Source organism: Streptomyces yangpuensis (genome assembly GCF_024666385.1).
Taxonomy (GTDB): domain Bacteria; phylum Actinomycetota; class Actinomycetes; order Streptomycetales; family Streptomycetaceae; genus Streptomyces; species Streptomyces yangpuensis.
In genome coordinates, this window is record NZ_CP102514.1 from 5,563,098 (window position 1) to 5,585,994 (window position 22,897).

Annotated in this window: 17 protein-coding genes; 14 read left to right on the forward strand and 3 right to left on the reverse strand. The window is 71.5% G+C overall.

What is annotated here, in order from left to right; genetic code table 11:
* Positions 1–30: 30 nt before the first annotated feature.
* The 5 genes from NRK68_RS25535 to NRK68_RS25555 all read left to right on the forward strand — a co-directional run bounded on the left by NRK68_RS25535 (position 31) and on the right by NRK68_RS25555 (position 8,586).
* On the forward strand, positions 31–1,416 hold the full coding sequence (locus NRK68_RS25535; protein ID WP_373023647.1) for a diaminobutyrate--2-oxoglutarate transaminase family protein: 1,386 nt from the start codon (positions 31–33) through the stop codon (positions 1,414–1,416).
* A 21-nt stretch (positions 1,417–1,437) separates the two neighbouring features.
* Entirely contained in the window at positions 1,438–3,816 is a 2,379-nt protein-coding gene (locus tag NRK68_RS25540; RefSeq protein ID WP_257856824.1) for an IucA/IucC family protein, read from the forward strand.
* A 33-nt stretch (positions 3,817–3,849) separates the two neighbouring features.
* On the forward strand, positions 3,850–4,566 hold the full coding sequence (locus NRK68_RS25545) for a GNAT family N-acetyltransferase (protein ID WP_257856825.1): 717 nt from the start codon (positions 3,850–3,852) through the stop codon (positions 4,564–4,566).
* A 99-nt stretch (positions 4,567–4,665) separates the two neighbouring features.
* Positions 4,666–6,561: an IucA/IucC family protein gene (locus tag NRK68_RS25550; protein ID WP_373023648.1), complete on the forward strand. Its 1,896-nt coding sequence runs from the start codon at positions 4,666–4,668 to the stop codon at positions 6,559–6,561.
* 54 nt (positions 6,562–6,615) lie between these two features.
* Positions 6,616–8,586 (forward strand): ATP-dependent DNA helicase, encoded by a 1,971-nt coding sequence (locus tag NRK68_RS25555; RefSeq protein ID WP_257856827.1) that lies wholly within the window; start codon positions 6,616–6,618, stop codon positions 8,584–8,586.
* A 131-nt stretch (positions 8,587–8,717) separates the two neighbouring features.
* Here NRK68_RS25555 and lexA read toward each other — a convergent pair whose 3' ends face one another.
* Positions 8,718–9,515, reverse strand: coding sequence for a transcriptional repressor LexA (gene lexA, locus NRK68_RS25560; RefSeq protein WP_030961945.1), 798 nt, complete (start codon positions 9,513–9,515; stop codon positions 8,718–8,720).
* Positions 9,516–9,984: 469 nt separating this feature from the next.
* On the opposite strand from lexA, the gene nrdR reads away from it, so the two are divergent.
* Both nrdR and NRK68_RS25570 read left to right on the forward strand, forming a co-directional pair.
* The gene (gene nrdR, locus NRK68_RS25565) at positions 9,985–10,497 is read left to right on the forward strand and encodes a transcriptional regulator NrdR (protein WP_030961943.1); all 513 of its coding nucleotides are present in this window, start codon (positions 9,985–9,987) and stop codon (positions 10,495–10,497) included.
* A 145-nt stretch (positions 10,498–10,642) separates the two neighbouring features.
* Positions 10,643–13,528, forward strand: coding sequence for a vitamin B12-dependent ribonucleotide reductase (locus NRK68_RS25570; RefSeq protein ID WP_183068235.1), 2,886 nt, complete (start codon positions 10,643–10,645; stop codon positions 13,526–13,528).
* Between the two features lie 87 nt (positions 13,529–13,615).
* Here NRK68_RS25570 and NRK68_RS25575 read toward each other — a convergent pair whose 3' ends face one another.
* A complete protein-coding gene (locus tag NRK68_RS25575) occupies positions 13,616–14,575 on the reverse strand; it encodes a DUF1152 domain-containing protein (RefSeq protein WP_257856831.1) in 960 nt (319 codons plus the stop codon).
* 87 nt (positions 14,576–14,662) lie between these two features.
* On the opposite strand from NRK68_RS25575, the gene NRK68_RS25580 reads away from it, so the two are divergent.
* From NRK68_RS25580 to NRK68_RS25600, 5 genes are all read left to right on the forward strand, one after another.
* Positions 14,663–15,511, forward strand: coding sequence for an arylamine N-acetyltransferase family protein (locus NRK68_RS25580; protein WP_308296281.1), 849 nt, complete (start codon positions 14,663–14,665; stop codon positions 15,509–15,511).
* A gap of 32 nt (positions 15,512–15,543) precedes the next feature.
* Entirely contained in the window at positions 15,544–16,149 is a 606-nt protein-coding gene (locus NRK68_RS25585; protein WP_063838155.1) for a YdbC family protein, read from the forward strand.
* Between the two features lie 72 nt (positions 16,150–16,221).
* Entirely contained in the window at positions 16,222–16,881 is a 660-nt protein-coding gene (locus tag NRK68_RS25590; RefSeq protein ID WP_183068237.1) for a histidine phosphatase family protein, read from the forward strand.
* 11 nt (positions 16,882–16,892) lie between these two features.
* Positions 16,893–17,807, forward strand: a complete 915-nt coding sequence (locus NRK68_RS25595; protein ID WP_183068238.1) for an ADP-ribosylglycohydrolase family protein — start codon at positions 16,893–16,895, stop codon at positions 17,805–17,807.
* Positions 17,808–17,990: 183 nt separating this feature from the next.
* A complete protein-coding gene (locus tag NRK68_RS25600) occupies positions 17,991–19,700 on the forward strand; it encodes a DUF4153 domain-containing protein (protein WP_257856834.1) in 1,710 nt (569 codons plus the stop codon).
* Positions 19,701–19,773: 73 nt separating this feature from the next.
* Here the strand turns inward: NRK68_RS25600 and NRK68_RS25605 are convergent, their stop codons facing one another.
* Positions 19,774–21,327 (reverse strand): MFS transporter, encoded by a 1,554-nt coding sequence (locus NRK68_RS25605; protein ID WP_183068240.1) that lies wholly within the window; start codon positions 21,325–21,327, stop codon positions 19,774–19,776.
* 142 nt (positions 21,328–21,469) lie between these two features.
* Here NRK68_RS25605 and NRK68_RS25610 point away from each other — a divergent pair, with 142 nt between their 5' ends.
* Together NRK68_RS25610 and rnhB are read left to right on the forward strand one after the other, a co-directional pair.
* Complete coding sequence (locus tag NRK68_RS25610; protein ID WP_183068241.1) at positions 21,470–22,072, forward strand: TetR/AcrR family transcriptional regulator; 603 nt, start codon at positions 21,470–21,472, stop codon at positions 22,070–22,072.
* A gap of 114 nt (positions 22,073–22,186) precedes the next feature.
* Positions 22,187–22,897: a ribonuclease HII gene (gene rnhB, locus NRK68_RS25615; protein WP_257856835.1), complete on the forward strand. Its 711-nt coding sequence runs from the start codon at positions 22,187–22,189 to the stop codon at positions 22,895–22,897.

Here is a 22,897-nt window from a genome sequence, read left to right on the forward strand (position 1 = left end):
AGCGCAGTCAGTGTGGGAGGAGCGACACCCGTGGCTTTCACCGAGCCGGCCGGGGCGGCGACGGCCGCGACACAGAGCCCGCCGCGAGCGACGCCCCAAGTGCCTCCGCAGGGTGCCCGCGCAGCAGGTCACGAGGGCATCCTGCGCCGGCAGGCGCAGCGGGAGTCCGCCGCCCGGACCTATGCCCGGTCCCTGCCCATCGTCCCCGTGCGGGCCCGCGGACTGACCATCGAGGGGGCCGACGGCCGGCGTTACCTCGACTGCCTCTCCGGCGCCGGCACCCTCGCGCTCGGACACAACCATCCCGTGGTGCTGGAGGCAGTCCGCGGTGTCCTCGACTCGGGTGCGCCGCTCCACGTGCTGGACCTCGCGACACCGGTCAAGGACGCCTTCACCACGGAACTGTTCGCCAACCTGCCGCCGGAGCTGGCCGCCGACGCGCGCATCCAGTTCTGCGGGCCCGCCGGCACGGACGCCGTGGAAGCCGCCCTGAAACTGGTCCGCACCGCGACCGGGCGACCCGGACTGCTCGCCTTCACCGGGGCGTACCACGGCATGACCGCCGGAGCCCTGGAAGCCTCGGGAGGCGCTGCCGAGACCCGGGTGACCCGGCTTCCCTATCCCCAGGACTTCCGCTGCCCGTTCGGCGTCGGCGGCCCGGAGGGAGCCGAACTCGCCGCGCGCTGGACGGAGAACCTGCTCGACGACCCCAAGGGCGGTATCCCCCTCCCCGCGGGCCTGATCGTCGAACCCGTGCAGGGCGAGGGCGGGGTCAACCCCGCCCCGGACGCCTGGCTGCGCCGCATGCGCGAGATCACCGCGTCGAGGGGAATCCCCCTCATCGCCGACGAGGTGCAGACGGGAGTCGGCCGGACCGGAGCCTTCTGGGGCGTCGACCGCGCCGGGGTGGTGCCCGACGTGATGGTCCTGTCCAAGGCGATCGGAGGCAGCCTGCCCCTCGCGGTGATCGTGTACCGGTCGGGCCTGGACGTCTGGACCCCCGGAGCCCACGCCGGAACCTTCCGCGGCAACCAGCTCGCCATGGCCGCCGGCACCGCCACGCTCACCTTCGTCCGGGAGAACCGGCTCGCCGAACGCGCCGCCGTCCTCGGCGACCGGATGATGGCGGCCCTGCGCGGTCTGGCCTCCGGCCACCCCTGCATCGGGGACGTCCGGGGCCGGGGCCTGATGATCGGCCTCGAACTCGTCGATCCCGACACCGGGGCCGCCGCACCGGCCCTCGCCGCGGCCGTCCGCCAGGAGTGCCTGGAGCGGGGCCTGATCGTCGAACTCGGCGGCCGCCACGGCGCCGTGGTACGCCTGCTCCCACCGCTGACCCTGACCGACGAGCAGGCCGCGGCGGTCCTCGACCGCCTGGCCGACGCCATCCCGGCCGCCGCCCGCCGGACCCGCTGACCTGCCACCCGAGGACCCGCGATGCCCGAGCCGCACCAGTCCACCCCGACCACTCCTCTCACACCGACGACACCGATCCGCTCCAACCCCCTTCCCGTCACCCCGGCTTCCGCCGTCTCCCTGCCCGCCGCCCTCGAATGGCAGGCGCCCCCGCAGCCACCAACCCCGCCGCAGCCCGACCCTGTCCGCACGGCTCTCCCGCACCCCGAGCCCGCAGCCGCCGCCCCGGGGCAGCCGTCACCGGACCCCGGTCCCGGTCCCGGTCCCGAACCCGCGGCGTCCGCCGCCGGCCCCGTACGGGACCCTGCTCCGCCGCGGCCGGCGCCCGGGCCCGTCCCGGCCACCGGCACACCGGCATCGCCGGCTCCCACGACGTCCCGGGGCGCGGAGCACGGTCAGGCAGCGGCCCCGGAGCCCGGCCCGGCCGACCCGCACATCCCCTCGGCCGAACCGGCCGCCGTACCCCGCTCCGATGCCGCCGCCCCCACCGACGGGCACACGACCGGGAACCTCCTGGGCCAGGAGGCCGCGCCCGGCACACCGTCCCCGCAGCCCGGCGCGGCCGACGCCGGGGCGACCGCCACCGTGCCCCGCCAGAAGGACGGCACCCCCAGAGCGCGCACCGGTTTGCCGGGCTTCATCCGACCGGAGCCGATCGCCGGCCCCGACCCGCTGGACGACCCCGACCCGGCCCGCGCCGCCGACGCCGCGGCCGTGGAGAACCTGCTCCGGTGCTGGGTCCGCGAATCCGGACTTCACCGCCCCGACGGCCCCGCCGGAAGCCCGCTGCGCATCCCCCTTCCCGCATCCGGCACCGCCGTGCTGGTCGGCGTACGCCACTGGTCCCACGCGGGCTGGCACCGCTTCGGCCCCGCCCGCCTCGAAGGCACGGCCCCCACCGCGCCCTGCCTGGACGCCGTCACCCTTGCCGCGCTCATCGCCCGCGAGGGAGCCGGCGACGGTCACGGCAGCGCCGATCTCGTCGGCCGGGTCGCCGACTCGGTGCGCCGTACCACCGAGTTCATCGCCGACCGGCGAGAGCGCCCCACCGCCCCGGCCCCCGCCTCCGCGGACCGCTTCCTCACCGCCGAACAGTCGCTCCTGCTCGGCCACCCCCTCCAACCCGACCCGAAGAGCCGTGAAGGACTCTCCGAGACCGAAGCCCGTCGCTACTCACCCGAACTCCACGGCTCCTTCCCCCTGCACTGGTTCGCGGTCGCTCCCTCCGCGCTCGCCACCGAATCCGCCTGGACCGAGCGCGGCCGGCCCGTCTCAGCACCGCAACTCCTCGGCCGGCTCGCCCCCGGACTCCCACTGCCCGACGGCACTGCCCCCCTTCCCCTGCACCCCTGGCAGGCCCGAGACCTCCTCCAACGCCCCTCCGTCACCGCCCTCCGCGACGCAGGACTCCTGCACGACCTGGGCCCGCACGGCGAGGCCTGGTACCCGACCTCCTCCGTCCGCACCGTCCACCGGCCCGGCGTCCCCGCGATGCTCAAGCTCTCCCTCGGCCTGCGCATCACCAACTCCCGCCGCGAGAACCTCCGCAAGGAACTCCACCGCGGCGTCGAGGTGCACCGGCTGCTCCGCACCGGCCTCGCCGAGCAATGGCAGGCGGCCCACCCCGGCTTCGACATCGTCCGCGACCCGGCCTGGGTGGCCGTGGACGCCCCGGACGGCACCCCCGTCCCCGGCCTCGACGCCCTGCTCCGTCACAACCCCTTCCGCTCGGGCGACGACGCCGTCTGCATCGCCGCGCTCACCTCCCCCCGCCCATGGCCCGGCCGGACCACCATGAGCTCCCGACTCGCCGAGATCGTCACCGGTCTCGCCTCCGCCACCGGACACACCACCTCAGCCGTCGCCGCCGAGTGGTTCCTGCGCTACCTCGACCATGTGGTCCTTCCGGTCCTCGCCTTCGACGCCCTGGCCGGCATCGCCCTCGAAGCGCACCAGCAGAACACGCTGGTCCTCCTCGACCCGGCCGGCTGGCCGGCCGGCGGCCGCTACCGCGACAACCAGGGCTACTACTTCCGCGCATCCCGCCGCGCGGAACTGGAGCAGAGGCTCCCCGGCATCGGCAGCCGCAGCGACACCTTCGTGTCCGACTCCGTCACCGACGAGCGCTTCGCCTACTACCTCGGCATCAACAACGTGCTCGGCCTGATCGGTGCCTTCGGCTCCCAGCGCCTCGCCGACGAACGCGTCCTCCTGGCCGCCTTCCGCCGCTTCCTCGCCAAGGCCGCGGGCCTCGGCCCGCTTCCCACCCGGCTCCTCGACTCGCCCACACTGCGCTGCAAGGCGAACCTGCTCACCCGCCTGGGCGGCCTCGACGAGCTGGTCGGCCCCGTCGACACCCAGTCCGTCTACGTCACCATCACCAACCCCCTTCACGATTGACGCGTCGGCGCCCGACGCGGAGGAGATCCCCCGATGCGCCTCACGGACACCGCCGCCGTTTCAGCCGGACCCCGTCTCGACGCCCCGCGCGACGTCGATGCGTTCGACGTCCTCGGCCTGGTGCAGCCCACTGCCGCGACACGTCTCGACGTCGGCCTGTTGCCCCTGCTCGCCGAGGCCGACCTGCTGGATTCACCGGCCACCTGGGGCAGCGTCACCACCCGGGCCGGAGCCTTCCGCCTCGAACCCGTACGGCCGGGCCGAGACCTGCCACTCCTCACCCGCTGGATGAACGACCCCGAGGTGGCCGCCTACTGGGAACTCGACGGGCCCGCCGCGGTCACCGCGGCCCACCTGCGGTCCCAACTCGACGGCGACGGCGAGAGCATCCCCTGCCTCGGCCTCCTCGACGGCACACCGATGAGCTACTGGGAGATCTACCGGGCCGACCTCGACCCGCTCTCCCGGCACTACCCGGCGCGCCCCCACGACACGGGTATCCACCTGCTCATCGGAGACGGCACGAACCGCGGCCGCGGGCTGGGCACGGCTCTGCTCCGCGCCGTCACCGACCTCGTCCTCGGCAACCGTCCCCGCTGCACACGCGTCGTCGCGGAACCGGACATCCGCAACACCCCCTCCGTATCGGCCTTCCTCAGCTCAGGTTTCCGCTGCCATGCGGAAATCGACCTCCCCGAGAAGCGCGCCGCCCTGATGGTCCGGGAGCGGGCCCTGCGCAATCTCCTCTGATCGCCGTACCCGCCCGCCCCGACCGTCGTCGTCGCTCGCACCTCTCCCTTCGAAAACTCTGCGCCGCGCAGCAAAGTTCCCGGATCTTCGAGGAGTCCCGTGCCGAATTTCCCAGCAGCCCCCGACCCGACGGAGCCCGTCCTGCCGCCGTCGCCCCAGCACCCCTCCACGCCGCCCGAACTCACCCTCCCGACCTGGCACTTAGCCGCCCGCAGGCTCCTCGCCAAAATGCTCGCCGAATTCGCCTACGAGGAGATCATCCGCCCCGTCACCGTCCCCGGCCCCGTTCCAGGCCCCGCCGTCCCCGGCCCCGCCCCGGCCGCCGCCGGAGACGCGTGGACGCTGACCCTCGACGACGGCAGCAGCCTCGGCTTCCGGGCCCGCCGCCGCGTGTACGGCAGCTGGCACGTCGCACCGGACACCATCACGCTCACACCGCCCCCACCCGCACCGGCCGCCCCGGCCTCCTTCGGGGACCCGTACGCCTTCCTCGTCCGCGCCCGCACCCTCCTCGGCCTCGACGGAGCCACCCTCGGCCACCTCGTACGCGAACTCAGCGCCACCCTCGCCGCCGACGCCCGGCTCGACCACACCGCCCTCACCGCCGACGTCCTCGCCGACCTTGACTACGCGGCCCTCGAAGGCCACCAGACCGGCCACCCGTGGCTCGTCCTCAACAAGGGCCGCATCGGACTGTCCGCCTCCGACACCACCGCCTGGGCCCCCGAGGCCCGCACCCGCCAGCGCCTGCCCTGGCTCGCCGCCCACACCTCGCTCGCCGCCTACCGCGGCACCGCCGGCCTGCAGGACCCGGCCCGGCTCTACTCCGCCGAGCTCGACCCGGCCACCCGCGCGGCCTTCGACCGGACCCTCCGCGACCGCGGCCTCGACCCGCAGCGCTACCTCTACTTCCCCATGCACCCCTGGCAGTGGGACGAGGTCGTCGTCCCCCTCTTCGCCCCGGCGCTCGCCGCGGGCGACCTCGTCCCGCTCCCCGCCGATCCCGACGTCCGGCTGCCCCAGCAGTCGATCCGTACCTTCCTCAACCTCAGCCGCCCGGACCGGCACAGCGTCAAGCTCCCGCTCTCGGTCTTCAACACCATGGTCTGGCGCGGGTTGCCCTCCGACCTCGCCCTCGCGGCCCCCGCCGTCACCGCCTGGATCCACTCCCTCCGCGACGGCGACGCCTTCCTGCGCGACGAATGCCGGGTCGTCCTGCTCGGCGAGGTCGCCTCCGTCACCGTCCGCCACCCCGTGTACGACCGGCTCCCCGAGGTCCCGTACCAGTACAAGGAACTCCTCGGAGCGATCTGGCGCGAGCCCCTCACCGGTCTCCTGGAGGCGGGCGAGCGCGCCCGCACGCTCGCCTCACTGCTCCACACCGACCCCCGCGGCCGGTCCTTCACCGCCGAGCTGGTCGCCCGCTCCGGCCTGACACCCGCCGTCTGGCTCCAGCGGCTCTTCGCCGCCGTCCTGCCCCCGCTGCTCCACTTCCTCTACCGCTACGGCACCGTCTTCTCGCCGCACGGCGAGAACGCCGTCGTGATCTTCGACGAGCGCGACGTCCCGGTCCGGCTCGCGGTCAAGGACTTCGTGGACGACGTCAACATCAGTGACGAGCCGCTGCCCGAGCTGGCCTCCGTGCCCGACGAGGTCCGGGCCGTCCTCCTCACCGAGCCCGCCGACTTCCTGCCGCAGTTCATCCACTCCGGACTGTTCATCGGAGTCTTCCGCTACCTGTCCGCCCTGTGCGAGGACCGCCTCGACGTTCCGGAGGACGATTTCTGGTCGCTCGTGAGGGCCGAGATCATGCGCCACCAGGCGCGCTTCCCCGAGCTCAAGGAGCGCTACGAGCTCTTCGACCTGCTCGGCGAGCGCATCGCGAGGCTGTGTCTGAACAGGAACCGGCTCTACGAGGACGGCTACCGCGACCGTCCCGACCGTCCGCACGCCGTGCAGTACGGGACCGTGCCCAACCCTCTCCACCGGCCATGAATCCCCGTCGGTGTGCGCCCGCTGTCAGCGGGGCCCCGTAGGGTTGGCAGTGCTATGACGAAGCCCTCCCTCCCCGACCTGCTGCACGCCGCCGTCTCCGCCGTCGGCGGTACGGAGCGCCCCGGCCAGGTGGCCATGGCCGAAGCCGTCGCCGAAGCGATCGACGACAACTCCCACCGGCTCATCCAGGCGGGAACCGGCACCGGTAAGTCCCTCGGCTACCTGGTGCCGGCCCTCGCCCATGGCGAGCGCGTGGTCGTGGCCACCGCGACCCTCGCCCTCCAGCGGCAGCTCGTCGAGCGTGACCTGCCCCGGACGGTGGAGGCCCTGCACCCGCAGCTGCGCCGCCGGCCGCAGTTCGCCATGCTCAAGGGCCGGTCGAACTACCTGTGCCTGCACCGCCTGCACGAGGGTGCCCCGCAGGACGAGGAGGAGGGCCTCTTCGACCAGTTCGAGGCGGCCACCCCCACGAGCAAGCTCGGCAAGGACCTGCTGCGCCTGCGCGACTGGGCCGACGAGACGGAGACCGGCGACCGCGACGACCTGACACCGGGCGTGTCCGACAAGGCCTGGTCCCAGATCTCGGTCTCCTCCCGAGAGTGCCTGGGTGCGACGAAGTGCGCGTACGGAGCCGAATGCTTCGCCGAGGCGGCGCGCGAGCGGGCCAAGCTCGCGGACGTGGTGGTCACCAACCACGCGCTGCTCGCCATCGACGCCATCGAGGGCGCCCCCGTTCTGCCGCAGCACGAGGTGCTGATCGTGGACGAGGCCCACGAGCTGGTCTCCAGGGTGACCGGGGTCGCCACCGGCGAACTGACCCCCGGCCAGGTCAACCGGGCCGTGAAGCGCTCCGCCAAGCTGGTCGACGAGAAGATCGCGGACGCGCTGCAGACCGCGTCCGAGACTTTCGAACGCGTCATGGAGCTGGCGCTTCCGGGCCGCCTGGAGGAGATCCCCGAGGATCTCGGTTATGCCCTGATGTCCCTGCGGGACGCCTCGCGCAATGTGATCTCGGCGATCGGTGCCACCCGGGACAAGTCCGTCCACGACGAGGACGCGGTCCGCAAGCAGGCCCTGGCGGCGGTGGAGACCATCCACGCGGTGGCGGAGCGGATCACGAACGGCTCCGAGTACGACGTCGTCTGGTACGAGCGACACGACCGCTTCGGCGCCACTCTCCGGGTCGCCCCGCTGTCGGTGTCCGGGCTGCTGCGCGAGAAGCTCTTCGAGGACCGCTCGGTGGTCCTCACCTCCGCCACCCTGAAGATCGGCGGTGACTTCAACGGGGTCGCCGCGTCCCTGGGGCTGTCCCCGGAGGGCGTCGAAGGGGACGACGTCCCCCTGTGGAAGGGGCTGGACGTCGGCTCGCCCTTCAACTACCCGAAGCAGGGCATCCTCTACGTCGCCAAGCACCTGGCCACGCCCGGCCGGGAAGGCACCCGCGGCGACATGATGGACGAGCTCGCCGAACTGATCGAGGCAGCGGGCGGCCGCACCCTCGGGCTGTTCTCCTCCATGCGCGGTGCCAAGGCGGCCGCCGAGGAGCTGCGCGGCCGGCTCGGCAACCCGATCCTGCTCCAGGGCGAGGAGACGCTCGGCGAGCTGATCAAGAACTTTGCCGCCGACCCGAAGACCTGCCTGTTCGGGACGCTGTCGCTGTGGCAGGGCGTGGACGTGCCCGGCCCCAGCTGCCAGCTGGTGATCATGGACCGGATCCCCTTCCCGCGCCCCGACGACCCGTTGATGAGCGCCCGCCAGAAGTCGGTGGAGGAGCACGGGGGCAACGGGTTCATGGCCGTCGCCGCCACGCATGCCGCCCTGCTGATGGCCCAGGGCGCGGGCCGGCTCGTACGGGCCTCGGGTGACCGGGGTGTCGTCGCGGTCCTGGACCCCCGCCTGGCCACGGCTCGGTACGGGAGCTTCCTGCGGGCCACGCTGCCGGACTTCTGGTACACCAACGACCGCAACCAGGTCCGCCGCTCGCTGGCCGCGATCGACGCCGCCGCTCAGGCGGACGGCAAGTAGTTCGCGGAAGCGGAAGCAGAAGCAGAAGCAGTAGCCGAAGAGGCTTGGCGGGCCGCCGGGAACAGACGGGAACAGAACAGCCCCCGGGACCGGCGCAGTGGGTCCCGGGGGCTGGCTAGGGAGGGGCGGGGTCAGACGCGGCGCAGGACCGCGACGACCTTGCCGAGGATGGTCGCCTCGTCACCGGGGATCGGCTGGTAGGCGGCGTTGTGCGGGAGGAGCCAGACATGGCCGTCCTCGCGCTTGAAGCGCTTGACGGTGGCCTCGCCGTCCAGCATCGCGGCGACGATGTCGCCGTTCTCCGCGACGGGCTGGCGACGGACCGTGACCCAGTCGCCGTCACAGATGGCGGCCTCGATCATCGAGTCGCCGACGACCTTGAGGACGAAGAGCTCACCGTCACCGACGAGCTGGCGGGGGAGCGGGAAGACGTCCTCGACCGACTCCTCGGCGAGGATCGGGCCGCCGGCCGCGATCCGGCCGACGAGGGGAACGTAGGAGGCGGCGGGCTTGCCGGTGGTGTCCGTGGGCTGCGAGCTGGGCTGGTCCGAGCCGCGCACCTCGTAGGCCCGGGGCCGGTGCGGGTCGCGACGCAGGAAGCCCTTGCGCTCCAGGGCCATCAGCTGGTGCGCCACCGACGACGTGCTGGACAGGCCGACCGCCTGGCCGATCTCGCGCATCGACGGCGGGTAACCCCTGCGCTGCACGGAGTCGCGAATGACCTCGATGACCCTCCGCTGCCGGTCCGTGAGTCCGGAGCTGTCGGCGCGGATGCCTGGAGGTCGACCTGGCAGCGAGCGCGCGGGACGCACAGCGGCGTCCGCATCCGGGTTCAGGTTTGCGTCGTTCATGGCATGCACCGGCTCGAGTCGGCTCTGGGAGCGGTTCTGGGCAGTGATGGCGGCGGCACTGTCTGCGGTGGTGGTCACGTCGGCCCCTCTCGAAATGTTCTCCCTAGCTGGACAACGGTAGTTGCTTTCGAAAGGTTGCGCCAAACACACGTTCGAGTGAAAAATCGCAGATCACCCTGCGTGGGTATATCGCGGGGTGTATAGGCGAAGGATCGACGAACACGGGTTCGGTCCGGCTTCCGCTGCTTACGGTACCCTTCCCGGTCGGGTCCCGGCCGTGCGGCCCCTGTGCCCAGTGTGGTACCGGAAGGCCCCGTATCCGGCTATCGGACGCTGCGACACGCAGAGGCATCCAAATCCACCGCAACCCAAGATCTAGTGGTTGGATGAGCGCGGCCACCCAGAAGTTGTGGTCTCTGAGTCCGCTGAGGCCTCCGGGATCGCATATGCTTGTGGCTGCTCCGCGAGCCCCCGGCAGGGTCCGTCCCTGTCGTTCAGGGGCTCCGTGGGGTGATTCAGTCGTGCCAAGAGGGAGGGTGAGGGAACCATGCACTGCCCCTTCTGCAGGCACCCCGACAGCCGCGTCGTCGACAGCCGCACCACGGACGACGGCACGTCGATCCGCCGGCGCCGTCAGTGCCCCGACTGCTCCCGTCGCTTCACGACGGTGGAGACGGCCTCGCTGATGGTGATCAAGCGCAGCGGGGTGACCGAACCCTTCAGCCGTACCAAGGTCATCTCCGGCGTGCGCAAGGCGTGCCAGGGGCGGCCGGTCACCGAGGACGCCCTCGCCAAGCTCGGCCAGCGGGTCGAGGAGGCGGTGCGCGCCACCGGGAGCGCCGAGCTGACCACCCACGACGTGGGTCTGGCCATACTCGGCCCGTTGCAGGAGCTCGACCTGGTCGCGTACCTGCGGTTCGCGTCCGTCTACAAAGCGTTCGACACCCTCGAAGACTTCGAGACCGCCATCGCGGAACTCCGCGAACGGCGGCCTCGCCCTGAAGAGTGCGAGCACGGCGGGACCGGTTCGGTCCCCGTGCCCGCCTCCGCCGCCGACTGACCGGGCTGCCCGCGGCACGGTGCTCGTGCACCGGGTCGCGGCCGGTCGGCCGCGCGAAGAGACGTAGATACAGAGACACAGCACTGTGCCGCGGAATATCGCTGGCACTTTAGGGCGTTTTTGCCCGCATATGGGAGGCAGCGGCATGACAGAGACGGCGAGCAGCTCGGCACGTGGTTCCCGCGCCAAGGGAACCAAGGCTGCCAAGGGCGGCCTGCGTATCGAGCGCATCCACACCACCCCCGGCGTGCACCCTTACGACGAGGTGAACTGGGAACGCCGTGACGTCGTCATGACCAACTGGCGCGACGGCTCGGTCAACTTCGAGCAGCGCGGCGTCGAGTTCCCCGACTTCTGGTCGGTGAACGCGGTCAACATCGTCACCAGCAAGTACTTCCGCGGCGCCGTCGGTACCCCGCAGCGCGAGACCGGTCTGAAGCAGCTGATCGACCGGATCGTGAAGACGTACACGAAGGCCGGCGAGGACCACGACTACTTCTCGTCGCCCGCCGACGTGGAGATCTTCGAACACGAGCTGACCTACGCCCTCCTGCACCAGATCTTCAGCTTCAACTCCCCGGTGTGGTTCAACGTCGGCACGCCCCAGCCGCAGCAGGTCTCCGCCTGCTTCATCCTGGCCGTCGACGACTCCATGGAGTCGATCCTCGACTGGTACAAGGAAGAGGGCATGATCTTCAAGGGCGGCTCCGGCGCCGGCCTGAACCTCTCCCGCATCCGCTCCTCCAAGGAGCTCCTCTCCTCCGGCGGCAACGCCTCCGGCCCGGTCTCCTTCATGCGCGGCGCCGACGCGTCCGCGGGAACGATCAAGTCGGGCGGCGCCACCCGCCGCGCGGCCAAGATGGTCGTCCTGGACGTGGACCACCCGGACGTCGAGGCCTTCATCGAGACCAAGGTGAAGGAGGAGGAGAAGATCCGCGCCCTGCGTGACGCGGGCTTCGACATGGACCTGGGCGGCGACGACATCACGTCCGTCCAGTACCAGAACGCCAACAACTCCGTCCGCGTGAACGACGAGTTCATGACGGCCGTCGAGAACGGCACCGAGTTCGGCCTGCGGGCCCGCATGACCGGTGAGGTCATCGAGAAGGTCGACGCCAAGGCGCTCTTCCGCAAGCTCGCCGAGGCCGCGTGGGCCTGCGCGGACCCGGGCATCCAGTACGACGGTGTGATCAACAACTGGCACACCTGCCCCGAGTCCGGCCGCATCACCGCGTCCAACCCGTGCAGCGAGTACATGCACCTGGACAACACGTCCTGCAACCTCGCCTCGCTCAACCTGATGAAGTTCCTCAACGACGACGGCAAGGGCAACCAGTCCTTCGACGCCGTACGCTTCGCCAAGGTCGTCGAGCTCGTCATCACCGCGATGGACATCTCCATCTGCTTCGCGGACTTCCCCACGCAGAAGATCGGCGAGAACACCCGCGCCTTCCGCCAGCTGGGCATCGGCTACGCCAACCTCGGCGCCCTGCTGATGGCCACCGGTCACGCGTACGACTCGGACGGCGGCCGCACCCTCGCCGCCTCGATCACCTCGCTGATGACCGGCACCGCGTACAAGCGCTCCGCCGAGCTGGCCGCCATCGTCGGCCCGTACGACGGCTACGCCCGCAACGCCGAGGCGCACAAGCGCGTCATGAAGCAGCACGCCGACGCCAACACCGTCGCCCCGCGCACCGACGACCTGGACAACTCGATCTGGGCGGCGGCCACCGAGGCCTGGCAGGACGTCCTGCGACTCGGCGAGAAGAACGGCTTCCGCAACTCCCAGGCCTCCGTCCTCGCGCCGACCGGCACCATCGGTCTCGCGATGTCCTGCGACACCACCGGTGTCGAGCCGGACCTGGCCCTGGTCAAGTTCAAGAAGCTCGTCGGCGGCGGCTCGATGCAGATCGTCAACGGCACCGTCCCGCAGGCCCTGCGCCGCCTGGGCTACCAGGAGGAGCAGATCGAGGCGATCGTCGCCCACATCGCCGAGCACGGCAATGTCGTCGACGCTCCCGGTCTGAAGACCGAGCACTACGAGGTCTTCGACTGCGCCATGGGCGAGCGCTCCATCTCCCCGATGGGCCACGTCCGGATGATGGCCGCGATCCAGCCCTGGATCTCCGGCGCGATCTCGAAGACGGTCAACATGCCGGAGTCGGCGACCGTCGAGGAGATCGAGGAGATCTACTTCGAGGCGTGGAAGCTCGGCGTCAAGGCGCTCGCGATCTACCGCGATAACTGCAAGGTAGGCCAGCCCCTCTCCGCCAAGAAGAAGGAGGAGGAGAAGGAGGAGGTCACCGCCAGGACGGAGGAGACCATCCGCGCCGCCGTCGAGAAGGTCATCGAGTACCGCCCCGTCCGCAAGCGCCTCCCCAAGGGCCGCCCGGGCATCACCACCTCCTTCACGGTGGGCGGCGCCGAGGGCTACATGACCGCGAACTCCTACCCGGACGACGGTCTGGGCGAGGTCTTCCTGAAGATGTCCAAGCAGGGCTCGACCCTCGCGGGCATGATGGACGCCTTCTCGATCGCCGTCTCGGTCGGCCTCCAGTACGGCGTGCCGCTGGAGACCTACGTCTCGAAGTTCACGAACATGCGCTTCGAGCCGGCCGGTATGACGGACGACCCGGACGTGCGGATGGCGCAGTCGATCGTCGACTACATCTTCCGCCGCCTGGCACTGGACTTCCTGCCCTTCGAGACCCGCTCGGCCCTCGGAATCCACACTGCCGAGGAGCGCCAGCGCCACCTGGAGACCGGCTCCTACGAGCCGCTCGAGGAAGAGGTGGACACCGAGGCGCTGGCCCAGTCGGCCCCGCTCGCCGCGGTGCCGTCGGCGCCGGCCCCGGTCGCCGTCCCGGTCCCGGAGCGGAAGACGGCCCACAGCAGCGCCGAACTGGTCGAGATGCAGCTCGGTGTCTCCGCGGACGCCCCGCTCTGCTTCTCCTGCGGTACGAAGATGCAGCGCGCCGGCTCCTGCTACATCTGCGAGGGCTGCGGCTCCACCAGCGGCTGCAGCTGACACCGGGCGGAGTAGTCCGCACGGGTAGCTGACCCACGGTTCACGAAGGGGACCGGCCCATGGCCGGTCCCCTTCGCGCGTGCGCCGTCAGTGGGGGAAGCGACGGGCGGGGCGGGTGACCAGATCCTCACGGAACTCCGCGATCCGGGAGTGGACCTGGCGCATCAGATGGGTGTCCTCGATGCGGTCCAGGTAGAGGCAGCGCGCGGCGAGGCCCGGCAGGTCGAAGGCGAAGCACAGCGACATCAGGGGGTTCACGAAGAGTTCGCCGCCACTGGTGCGGGAGGTGAACCGGACATCGCCGAAGGCCCCCCGGACGGCCGCGGCGATCGACCCGTTGACGATGCTGGGCCGCTCGGGGGTGCGATCCTGCGCGTGGGCCACCGCGTCGAGGTAGAGCGCGCCCTCGCGGGTGGCGCGCGGTAGGGAGAACGCGCCGAGGTAGGCGCCCTCGCGCTCCAGCGCGGCGATGTTCTCCAGCACCAGCGCGTGGCTGACCCCGTGGTAGGCGTCCACGCCGAAGCCGACCGACACGACGAGGCGCTCCGGTACGTCGTCCAGCGCGGCCAGCGCCGCGACGCTGGTCATGTCCTCCTCCGGGGTGCCGAGGCCCGCTTCGTCACCCCGCATCAGGATGTCGGTGCCGCCGTCGACCAGGACGATCGCGTCGATGCGGTGCAGGTCGACCAGGGCGCGGTAGGCGGCGCGCAGCGGCTGCACCCCGGTCTGCGGGAAGGCGTAGACGGTGGAGGGGTAGCCGTGCGCACTCAGCCACTGGGCCAGGGTCCGCTCCGGGAAATAGGCCTGGTGGGGTGCGGTCTGCGGGGTGACGGCGGCGACGTCGGGGGCCGCCCAGGCTTCCAGGGGCAGTCCCGCGAGGTGGCTGAAGGAGAGGTTCGCCAGGTGGACCTCCTTGCCCTGGTGCAGGAGGGAGAGGGCGACGGGGAGGCCGGCGTAGATGTCGAAACCGCCGCCCGCGCCCGCCACGAGGATGCGTTCGGCACCTGCGAGACGGGCGAAGAGCGGGTTGGTGTGCAGGGCGGTCATGGCGATCATTGTGCGGGGCGCGGACGTGCCCCCGCCCGGGATTTCCGGGCCGCGCGCGGGGCGAACGCAGCCGGGGGGACAGGAGAGATGGGGCTCATGTGGAGCGGTGACGAGCTGGACCTGGACGCCTATCTGGAGCGGATCGGCCTTCGGGAGAATCCCCTGGCTCCGGGGGAACTCCGGGCGGACCTCGCCACGTTGTACGCAGTGCACCGGGCCCATACCGCCGCCATCACCTTCGAGAGCCTGGACGTCCTGCTCGGCCGCCCCGTCGCGCTGGACGTCAAGTCGATCGAGGGGAAGCTCGTGCACGGCCGCCGAGGCGGCTACTGCTACGAGCAGAACTCGCTGCTGGCCGCCGCCCTGGAGCGGATCGGCTTCGAGGTCACCGGGCGCGGTGCCCGCAACCGGACCCGCGGGGACTCCCTGCTCGCGGTGACCCATGCGGTCCTCGTCGTCACGGTCGACGGCGAGGAGTGGCTGTGCGACGCCGGCTTCGGCCACCAGGGACCCCGCGAGCCGGTTCCGCTGGGACGCCCCGGTGCCGACGTGGAACAGGGGAAGTGGACGTACCGCATCCGGGAGGAGGAGGACGGCGTCCTCGCGCTGTGCCTGCTGCGCGGAGACACCTGGCGGGACCTGTACGCCTTCTCCCCGCAGCGGTACCACCCCGTCGACTACGTCGTGCTCAACCACTACAGCTCCGGTCACCCCCACTCCTCCTTCGTCGGCCGGGTCATCGTCCAGCGCCCGGGCGACGACGTCCGCCGGGCGCTCGTCGGGCGGGAACTGACCTCGCTGCACCCCGACGGGAGGATTGAGCGGCGGCTCGTCGGCCCGGACGAGATCCTCACCGTGCTCGACCGGGAGTTCGGTCTTCGGCTGCCTGATCGGGAAGCGGAAGAACTGGTGGGGATGTACCTCGCCGGGGACTGACCGGGGCCGCGCCCGGCCCGTACGATGGCGCAGTGCTGGTCAAGTGGATTCGCTGCACGGTGACGGACCGACGCGGGTTCGAGCGGGGGCAGCGAAAATGGGCGGGGCTGCCGGGCGAGCCGGGATTCCGGGGGCAGGGCGGCGGTTGGAGCAGAGGCCGGCAGGGGGTCGCGCATGTCTTCGCGTTCTGGGAGAGCCGGTCCTTCTACGACTCCTTCATGGCGCGCTCGCACGACAGACTGGCCGCCGCGCAGCACGGCACCTATACCGACCTGCGCGTCACGCTCTTCGACCACCGCTTCGACGTGAAGACCGGCTTCGAGCCGCGCTTCACCGATGCCGATGTCGTCCGGGTCGCGCACACCCGGGTCCGGGAGGGCAGGGTCGACCACTTCGCCCTCATGCAGGAGAAGGTGTGGAACCCGGCCATGGCGGGTTCGCCCGGGATGGTCCGGGGCCTTTTCGGGGAGGCGCCGGGCCGCGAGTTCCTGGTCCTCTCCATGTGGCACGCCGCCGCCGAGCACGGCAAGTACCGGCAGGAGCGGGTCGAGCGGCTGTCCCTGCGCGCCCAGATCCAGGCCGACGTCGAAGCTCTCACCGGTGACGTCGTCGACCTCGAACCGTCCTGGACGGTGTGACCGTACGACAAGCGCCAGGCCGACCGGCGTGCCCGGTCGGCGGGCCCGGCCATGGCCGAATAGGGTCGTGGGATGGTCCGACCACGGCGCATCGTCCTTGTCCGACACGGGGAATCGGAGGGAAACGCCGACGACACGGTGTACGAGAGGGAACCCGACCACGCCCTGCGGCTGACCCGGAAGGGCCGCGAGCAGGCCGCGGCGTCCGGGGTCCGGCTGCGCGAGATCTTCGGCAACGAGACCATCAGCGCGTATGTCTCCCCCTACCGGCGGACCCTCCAGACCTTCCGCGAGCTCAGGCTCGACCCCACACGGGTCCGGATGCGCGAGGAGCCGCGGCTGCGTGAGCAGGACTGGGGCAACTGGCAGGACCGGGCGGACGTACAACTCCAGAAGGCGTACCGGGACGCGTACGGGCACTTCTTCTACCGGTTCGCGCAGGGCGAGTCGGGGGCCGACGTGTACGACCGGGTCGGATCCTTCCTGGAGAGCCTCTACCGCAGTTTCGAGGCCCCGGACCATCCCCAGAACGTGCTGCTGGTGACGCACGGGCTGACGATGCGGCTGTTCTGCATGCGCTGGTTCCACTGGTCGGTGGCCGAGTTCGAGGCCCTGTCCAATCCGGGGAACGGCGATTTCCGGATGCTCCTGCTGGGCCCCGATGGCCGGTACCGATTGGACCGCCCGTTTGAGCGGTGGACCACACCCGAGCCTTATGACCTGGACGGCTAGAGTGACCCGCGATGACGCCTGATTCCACTCCCGAACGGCGCTACGCACGCGCCATGGCCAGCCTCCGAGGGCTGGCACTGGGTGATGCCCTCGGCTCCCAGTACTTCGTCCCCGTGAACTACCCGCTGCTCAAGCGGCGCGAGCTGCCCGCCGGCAGCGAGACGTGGCAGTGGACCGACGACACCGAGATGGCCTGCTCGGTGGTGGCCGTGCTGGCCTCGCACGGGCGGATCGACCAGGACGCGCTCGCGAGTTCCTTCGCCCACCACCACGACTTCGACCGGGGCTACGGCCCCGCCGTGAACCGGATGCTGCGTCTGGTGCGGGAGGGCGAGGACTGGCGCACGCTGGCCGCCGAACTGTTCAACGGGCAGGGCTCGTGGGGCAACGGCGCCGCCATGCGGATCGCACCGCTGGGCGCCTGGTACGCCGACGACCCGGAGCAGGCCACGCACCAGGCGGAGATCTCCGCCTACACGACGCATCAGCACCGTGAGGCCGTCTGCGGGGCGATGGCCGTCGCCGCGGCGGCCGCGCTGGCCGCGGGTACGGACGCCCCGCCGAAGGCAGCTGATCTGCTGGACGGGGTGATCGCGCTCGTCCCCCGCAGCGCGGTCGGCGCCGGGCTGCGGCGTGCCCGGGACATGCTGGACTACGGTGACGCGACCACCGTCGCCGCCGTGCTGGGCTGCGGGCGGCGCACGAGCGCCCACGACACCGTGCCCTTCGCCCTCTGGTCGGCGGCGCGGGCACTGGACGACTACGAGCGGGCGTTCTGGACCACCGCCCAGGTGGGCGGGGACGTCGACACGACCTGCGCGATCGTCGGCGGAGTGCTGGGCGCGCGCGGTGACGCCGTGCTGCCGGCCGAGTGGCTGGCGCGCACCGAGGCGCTTCCGGCCTGGGTGCCACCGACGCCCGCCTAAAGGCTGCCCGGCGGATCGAGGCCGGGCCTTGGGCGCGGTGAAGGCGGGAGTCCGCCTTCCGATTGTCACGGTCCTGCCACAGCGTGCTTTTGATCCTGTTCAAAACCACCTGCCGGCTGCCTAACCTGTCCTCATCGCCGCCCCGATCTGTACGCCGGGGCGGCCGACAGGGGAGGGGACCCGATGTCAGAGAACACCGGCGGGGCGGACGAGGCCCAGCCGAAGGCGGCCGACGCAGAGGCCGCGACAGGGGTTTCGCCCACACACCCGGCTCCGGCCGGCAGCCCGACCGCCGAGGCGACCGGGCCCCGGCCGGGCGCGCACACCGGCCGGCCGGGCTGGCAGCCGCAGCACCACCCGCAGCAACCGCAGCCCTGGGGACCGCCGCACCCGAGGCAGCCCGCCAAGCCCTCCTGGGCCACGGTGGTGCGCCCGGCCGAGGCCGCCCCGATCCGGACGGTGACCCTCGTCGCCGTGCTCGCCTCCGGGCTCGCGGCCGCGCTGCTCCTGGCCGACGGCGTGGGCCCCGGCCTGCTGCTGGCGGTGGTGCCCGCCGTCGTCGCCGCGTACGCCGCCGCCCGCGTGGCCGGCCGTACCGCCCGGCCCTGGACCCTCGCCTGGGTGATCGGCTGCCTCGCGCTCCTCGCCGTACCCGCCCTGCGAGACTCGGCCTGGCCGTCCACGCTGGCGATCCTGGCCGCCGTGCTGCTGGGCGCGCTCGCCCTCCACGGCAGCCGCACCTGGCCCGGGGTCTTCCTCAGCCCGCTCGGGTTCGCCGACTCCACCGTGTCCGGCATCGCCTGGGTCCTGAAGGGACTGCGCTCGCGGGGAGGGATCGGCAAGGACCGCTGGCTGCCCGTCGTCAAGGCGACGGCCGTGGCCGTGGCGCTGCTCGTGCTCTTCGGAGCGCTGTTCGCCTCCGCGGACGCGGCCTTCGCCGACCTCCTCGGCGCCCTCGTGCCCGACGTGTCGGTCGAGGACGGGCCCATCCGCTTCATGCTCTTCGTCCTCGGCGCGGTGATCGCCATCGCGGCGGCCCGCACCGCGGCCGCCCCACTGCGCTGGGACCGCATCCAGGTGGCCCCTGGCAAGCCGCGCTCCCGTATCGAATGGGCCCTTCCGCTCGTCGTGCTCAACCTGCTCTTCGCCGGCTTCAACGCCGTCCAGGCGACCGTCCTGTTCGGCGGCTACGACAAGGTCCTGCAGAGCACCGGCCTCACCTACGCCGAGTACGCCCGTCAGGGATTCTGGCAGCTGCTCTGGGCCACCCTGCTCACCCTCGCGGTGATCGCGCTCGCCCTGCGCTGGGCCCCGCGCTCCGGGGCGGGCGACCGGCGCCTGGTCCGTGCCGTCCTCGGCGTCCTGTGCGCGCTGACCCTCGTCGTGGTCGCCGCCGCGCTGCGCCGCATGGACCTCTACGTGGACGCGTACGGGCTGACGAGGCTGCGCGTCTCGGTGGCCGCGATGGAGCTGTGGCTCGGGCTGGTCATCGTACTGATCATGGCGGCCGGGGTGTTCGGCGCGCGCTGGCTGCCCCGCGCGGTCGCCGGCAGTGCCGCCGCCGCGGTCCTGGCCTTCGGCCTGCTGTCCCCGGACGGGATGGTCGCCGAGCGGAACGTGGCCCGCTACGAGAAGGACCAGAAGATCGACCTGGCCTACTTCCAGTCCCTGTCGGCGGACGCCGTTCCCGCGCTGGACCGGCTGCCCGAGCCCCAGCGGTCCTGCGCCCTGCGCGGGATCAACGACGACATGTCCCGGGCCGGTGACGTCCCCTGGTACGCGATGAGCATGGGTGAGTACCGGGCTCGGCAGATCCTGCGCGAGCGTCCGGTGACGGTGTCGTACGAGGTCTGCTCCCGCCTGGGCACCTTCGGCAGCCGCGTCGAGTACTGAGGCCGGCCCGGCAGCGGGTGCCGGGCCGGGCGCGGGGAAGATCCCCGCGCCCGGCCCTTGCGTACGGGGCCGGTCAGGCGGCGGGACCGGCCTTGGCGGCGGCTCCGGCCAGGGCTTCCAGGTCGCTCTTGCGTACGCGGATCACCAGCATCGCCGTGGCCAGGGCGAGCCCGGCCATGGCCACGGCCGCCATGAACGAGGTGGAGATGCCCTGGGCGAGGACAAGGTCTCCCCAGGGATCCGGCAGCCGTCCGGTCTCCTGGAAGGCGGCGGCGGCCGCGGGGTCCGCCTGGGCCAGGAAGGCCGGGACCTGCTGCGTGGCCTCCTCACGGCTGGCCGTGCCGAAGACGGTGACCAGGATGGACAGGCCGAGGGAGCCGCCGACCTGCTGGCTGGCGTTCAGCAGCCCGGAGGCCGCACCGGCCTCCTTCGGGTCCACCCCGGAGACGGCGGTGAGGGTCAGCGTCACGAAGTTGAGGCCCATGCCGAAGCCGAACAGGAGCATCGGTCCGAGCACGCCGGACAGGTACGAACTGTCGGTTCGCAGCAGGGTCAGCCAGGACAGTCCGGCGCCGGTGAGCGCGGACCCGACGACCATGAAGGGCTTGGGGCCGAGGCGCGGCAGGAAACGCTGGGAGAGGCCGGCGGCGGTGACGATGGCAACCGTGACCGGCAGGAACCCGAGCCCCGACTGGATGGGGGAGAAGCCCAGCACGTTCTGCACGAACTGCACGATGAAGAAGAACATGCCGAACATGGCCGCGGCGAGACCGAGCATGATCACGTAGGTGCCGGTGCGGTTGCGGTCGGCGAACATGCGCAGTGGGATGATCGGTTCACGGGCTTGGGACTCGATGACGACGAACAGCGCCAGCAGCACCAGGGCCGCGGCGAACGAGCCGAGGGTGAGCCGGTCGCGCCAGCCCTCCTCGGAGGCACGGATGAAGCCGTAGACCAGCGAGGCCATGCCGCCGGTGGAGGTGAGGGCCCCGGCGATGTCGAAACGGCCCGGGTGACGCTCGGACTCGCTGATGTAGAGCGGGGTGAGCACCGCGATCAGCACGCCGATCGGCACGTTGACGAAGAGCACCCAGCGCCAGTCGAGCCACTCGGTCAGCATCCCGCCCGCCAGCAGGCCGATCGCGCCGCCGCCCGCGGAGACGGCGGCGAACACCCCGAACGCCCGGTTCCGCTCGGGGCCTTCGGCGAAGGTCGTCGTGATCAGGGCGAGGGAGGTCGGGGAGGCGATCGCGCCGCCCACCCCCTGCAGGGCCCGCGCGGCGAGCAGCTGCCACGGTTCCTGGGCGAAGCCGCCGAGGAGGGAGGCCAGGGTGAAGAGAAGGATTCCGGCCAGGAAGACCCGGCGCCTGCCGAGGATGTCGCCGGCCCGGCCGCCGAGCAGCAGCAGTCCGCCGAAGGTGAGGGTGTAGGCGCTGAGCACCCAGGAGAGGTCGGTGGTGCTGAAGTCGAGAGCGGTCTGGATGTGCGGGAGCGCGATGTTCACGATGGTCGCGTCGAGGACGACCATGAGCTGGCAGGCGGCGATCACGGCGAGGGCCACGCCGGGGCGTCCCTCCCGGCGCGCCGCACCCGGTATCCGGGGCGCGGCGAGTTGAGAGCTTGTCACTGAGGATCCCCCCAAAGTGAAATAGTGAACGCTGTCGTTCACTACGGGGCCCACGGTAGGAGCCGGGGTTAGTGAACACAAGCGTTCACTAAGGCTGAAAAACGTATGCGGCGGCCTCTCGGGCCGGTCGGAGGGCGGAGAGATGATGGGTTCGCGCTGGTCGTCGGCATCGCCGGGGCGCAGGCGGGGTCCCGAACTCGAACGGGCGATTCTCGACGCGGCGTTGGAGCAGCTGAGTACGGTCGGATGGAACGCGCTCACCATGGAGGGCATCGCCGCCGGAGCGCAGACCGGCAAGGCCGCCCTCTACCGGCGCTGGCCCTCGAAGGCGGACCTCGTGGCCGAGGCGCTGCGGACCGGCCTGCCCGGGATCGGTGAGATTCCCGACTCCGGTTCGATCCGTGAGGACCTCCACCTGCTGTGCGTGCGGGCGAGGGACGCCATGCACTCGCGTGCCGGACAGGCTCTCTGGTCGGTGCTTCACGAATGCGATCACAAGACGGCGGAGCGGTTCCACGGGGTCATCTGGTCCGGGCTTCAGGAGCCTGCCCGGCGCCTGATCAGGGAGCTTGTGTTGCGCGGAATCGCGCGGGGGGATGTGAGACCGGACGCCACTGGTCCGTTTGTCGTGGATGTCATTCCGGCGATGCTGATGTACCGGGCCAAGGTGTGCGGTAGCGAATGGGTGGAAGGGGATATCGCCGAGTTGATCGACGAGGTGATGGTGCCGCTGCTCAGGGTGTGAGACGGGAAGGTGCCGCCGGGGGCCGGTGGGACGGGGCCCGCGGCCTGTCCCGTGCCGGTAGGGGTGGGGCGGGGGTGTGCAGTGGGCTCGGGGCGGCGTAACCTTGCTGGCGCCATGCCGTACGAAGCACCCACCCACACCGTCGAGCGCTCCCTCCGTGCAACCACCGGCGCCAAGATCATCGCCGGGGTCGACGAAGTCGGACGAGGGGCCTGGGCCGGTCCCGTGACCGTGTGCGCGGCGATCACGGGCCTGCGCCGGCCGCCCGCCGGTCTCACCGACTCCAAACTGCTCACCCCCAAGCGGCGTGACGCCCTGCTCGATGTCCTGGAGGGCTGGGTCACCGCGTACGCACTCGGGCACTCCACGCCCGAGGAGATCGACGAACTGGGGATGACGGCCGCGCTGAGGCTCGCGGCGGAGCGCGCACTGGAGGCCCTGCCGGTGCGGCCCGACGCGGTGATACTCGACGGCAAGCACGACTATCTCGGCCCGCCCTGGCGGGTTCGTACGGTGATCAAGGGCGATCAGTCCTGCATCGCCGTCGCCGCGGCTTCGGTCATCGCCAAGGTCCGTCGCGACCGCATGATGGCCGAACTCGGCGAACAGGGCGGTGGAATCGAGGACTTCGCCTTCGCCGCCAACGCCGGATACCCCTCGCCCGTGCACCGGGCGGCCCTGGAGGAGCGGGGGCCCACCCCCTACCACCGGCTGTCGTGGTCGTACCTCGACGCGCTGCCCAGGTGGCGCCACCTGAAGAAGGTGCGCCGCAGCGAGGAGTCGATGGAGCTGGAAATCGGAGGCCAACTCGGCTTCGATTTCTGA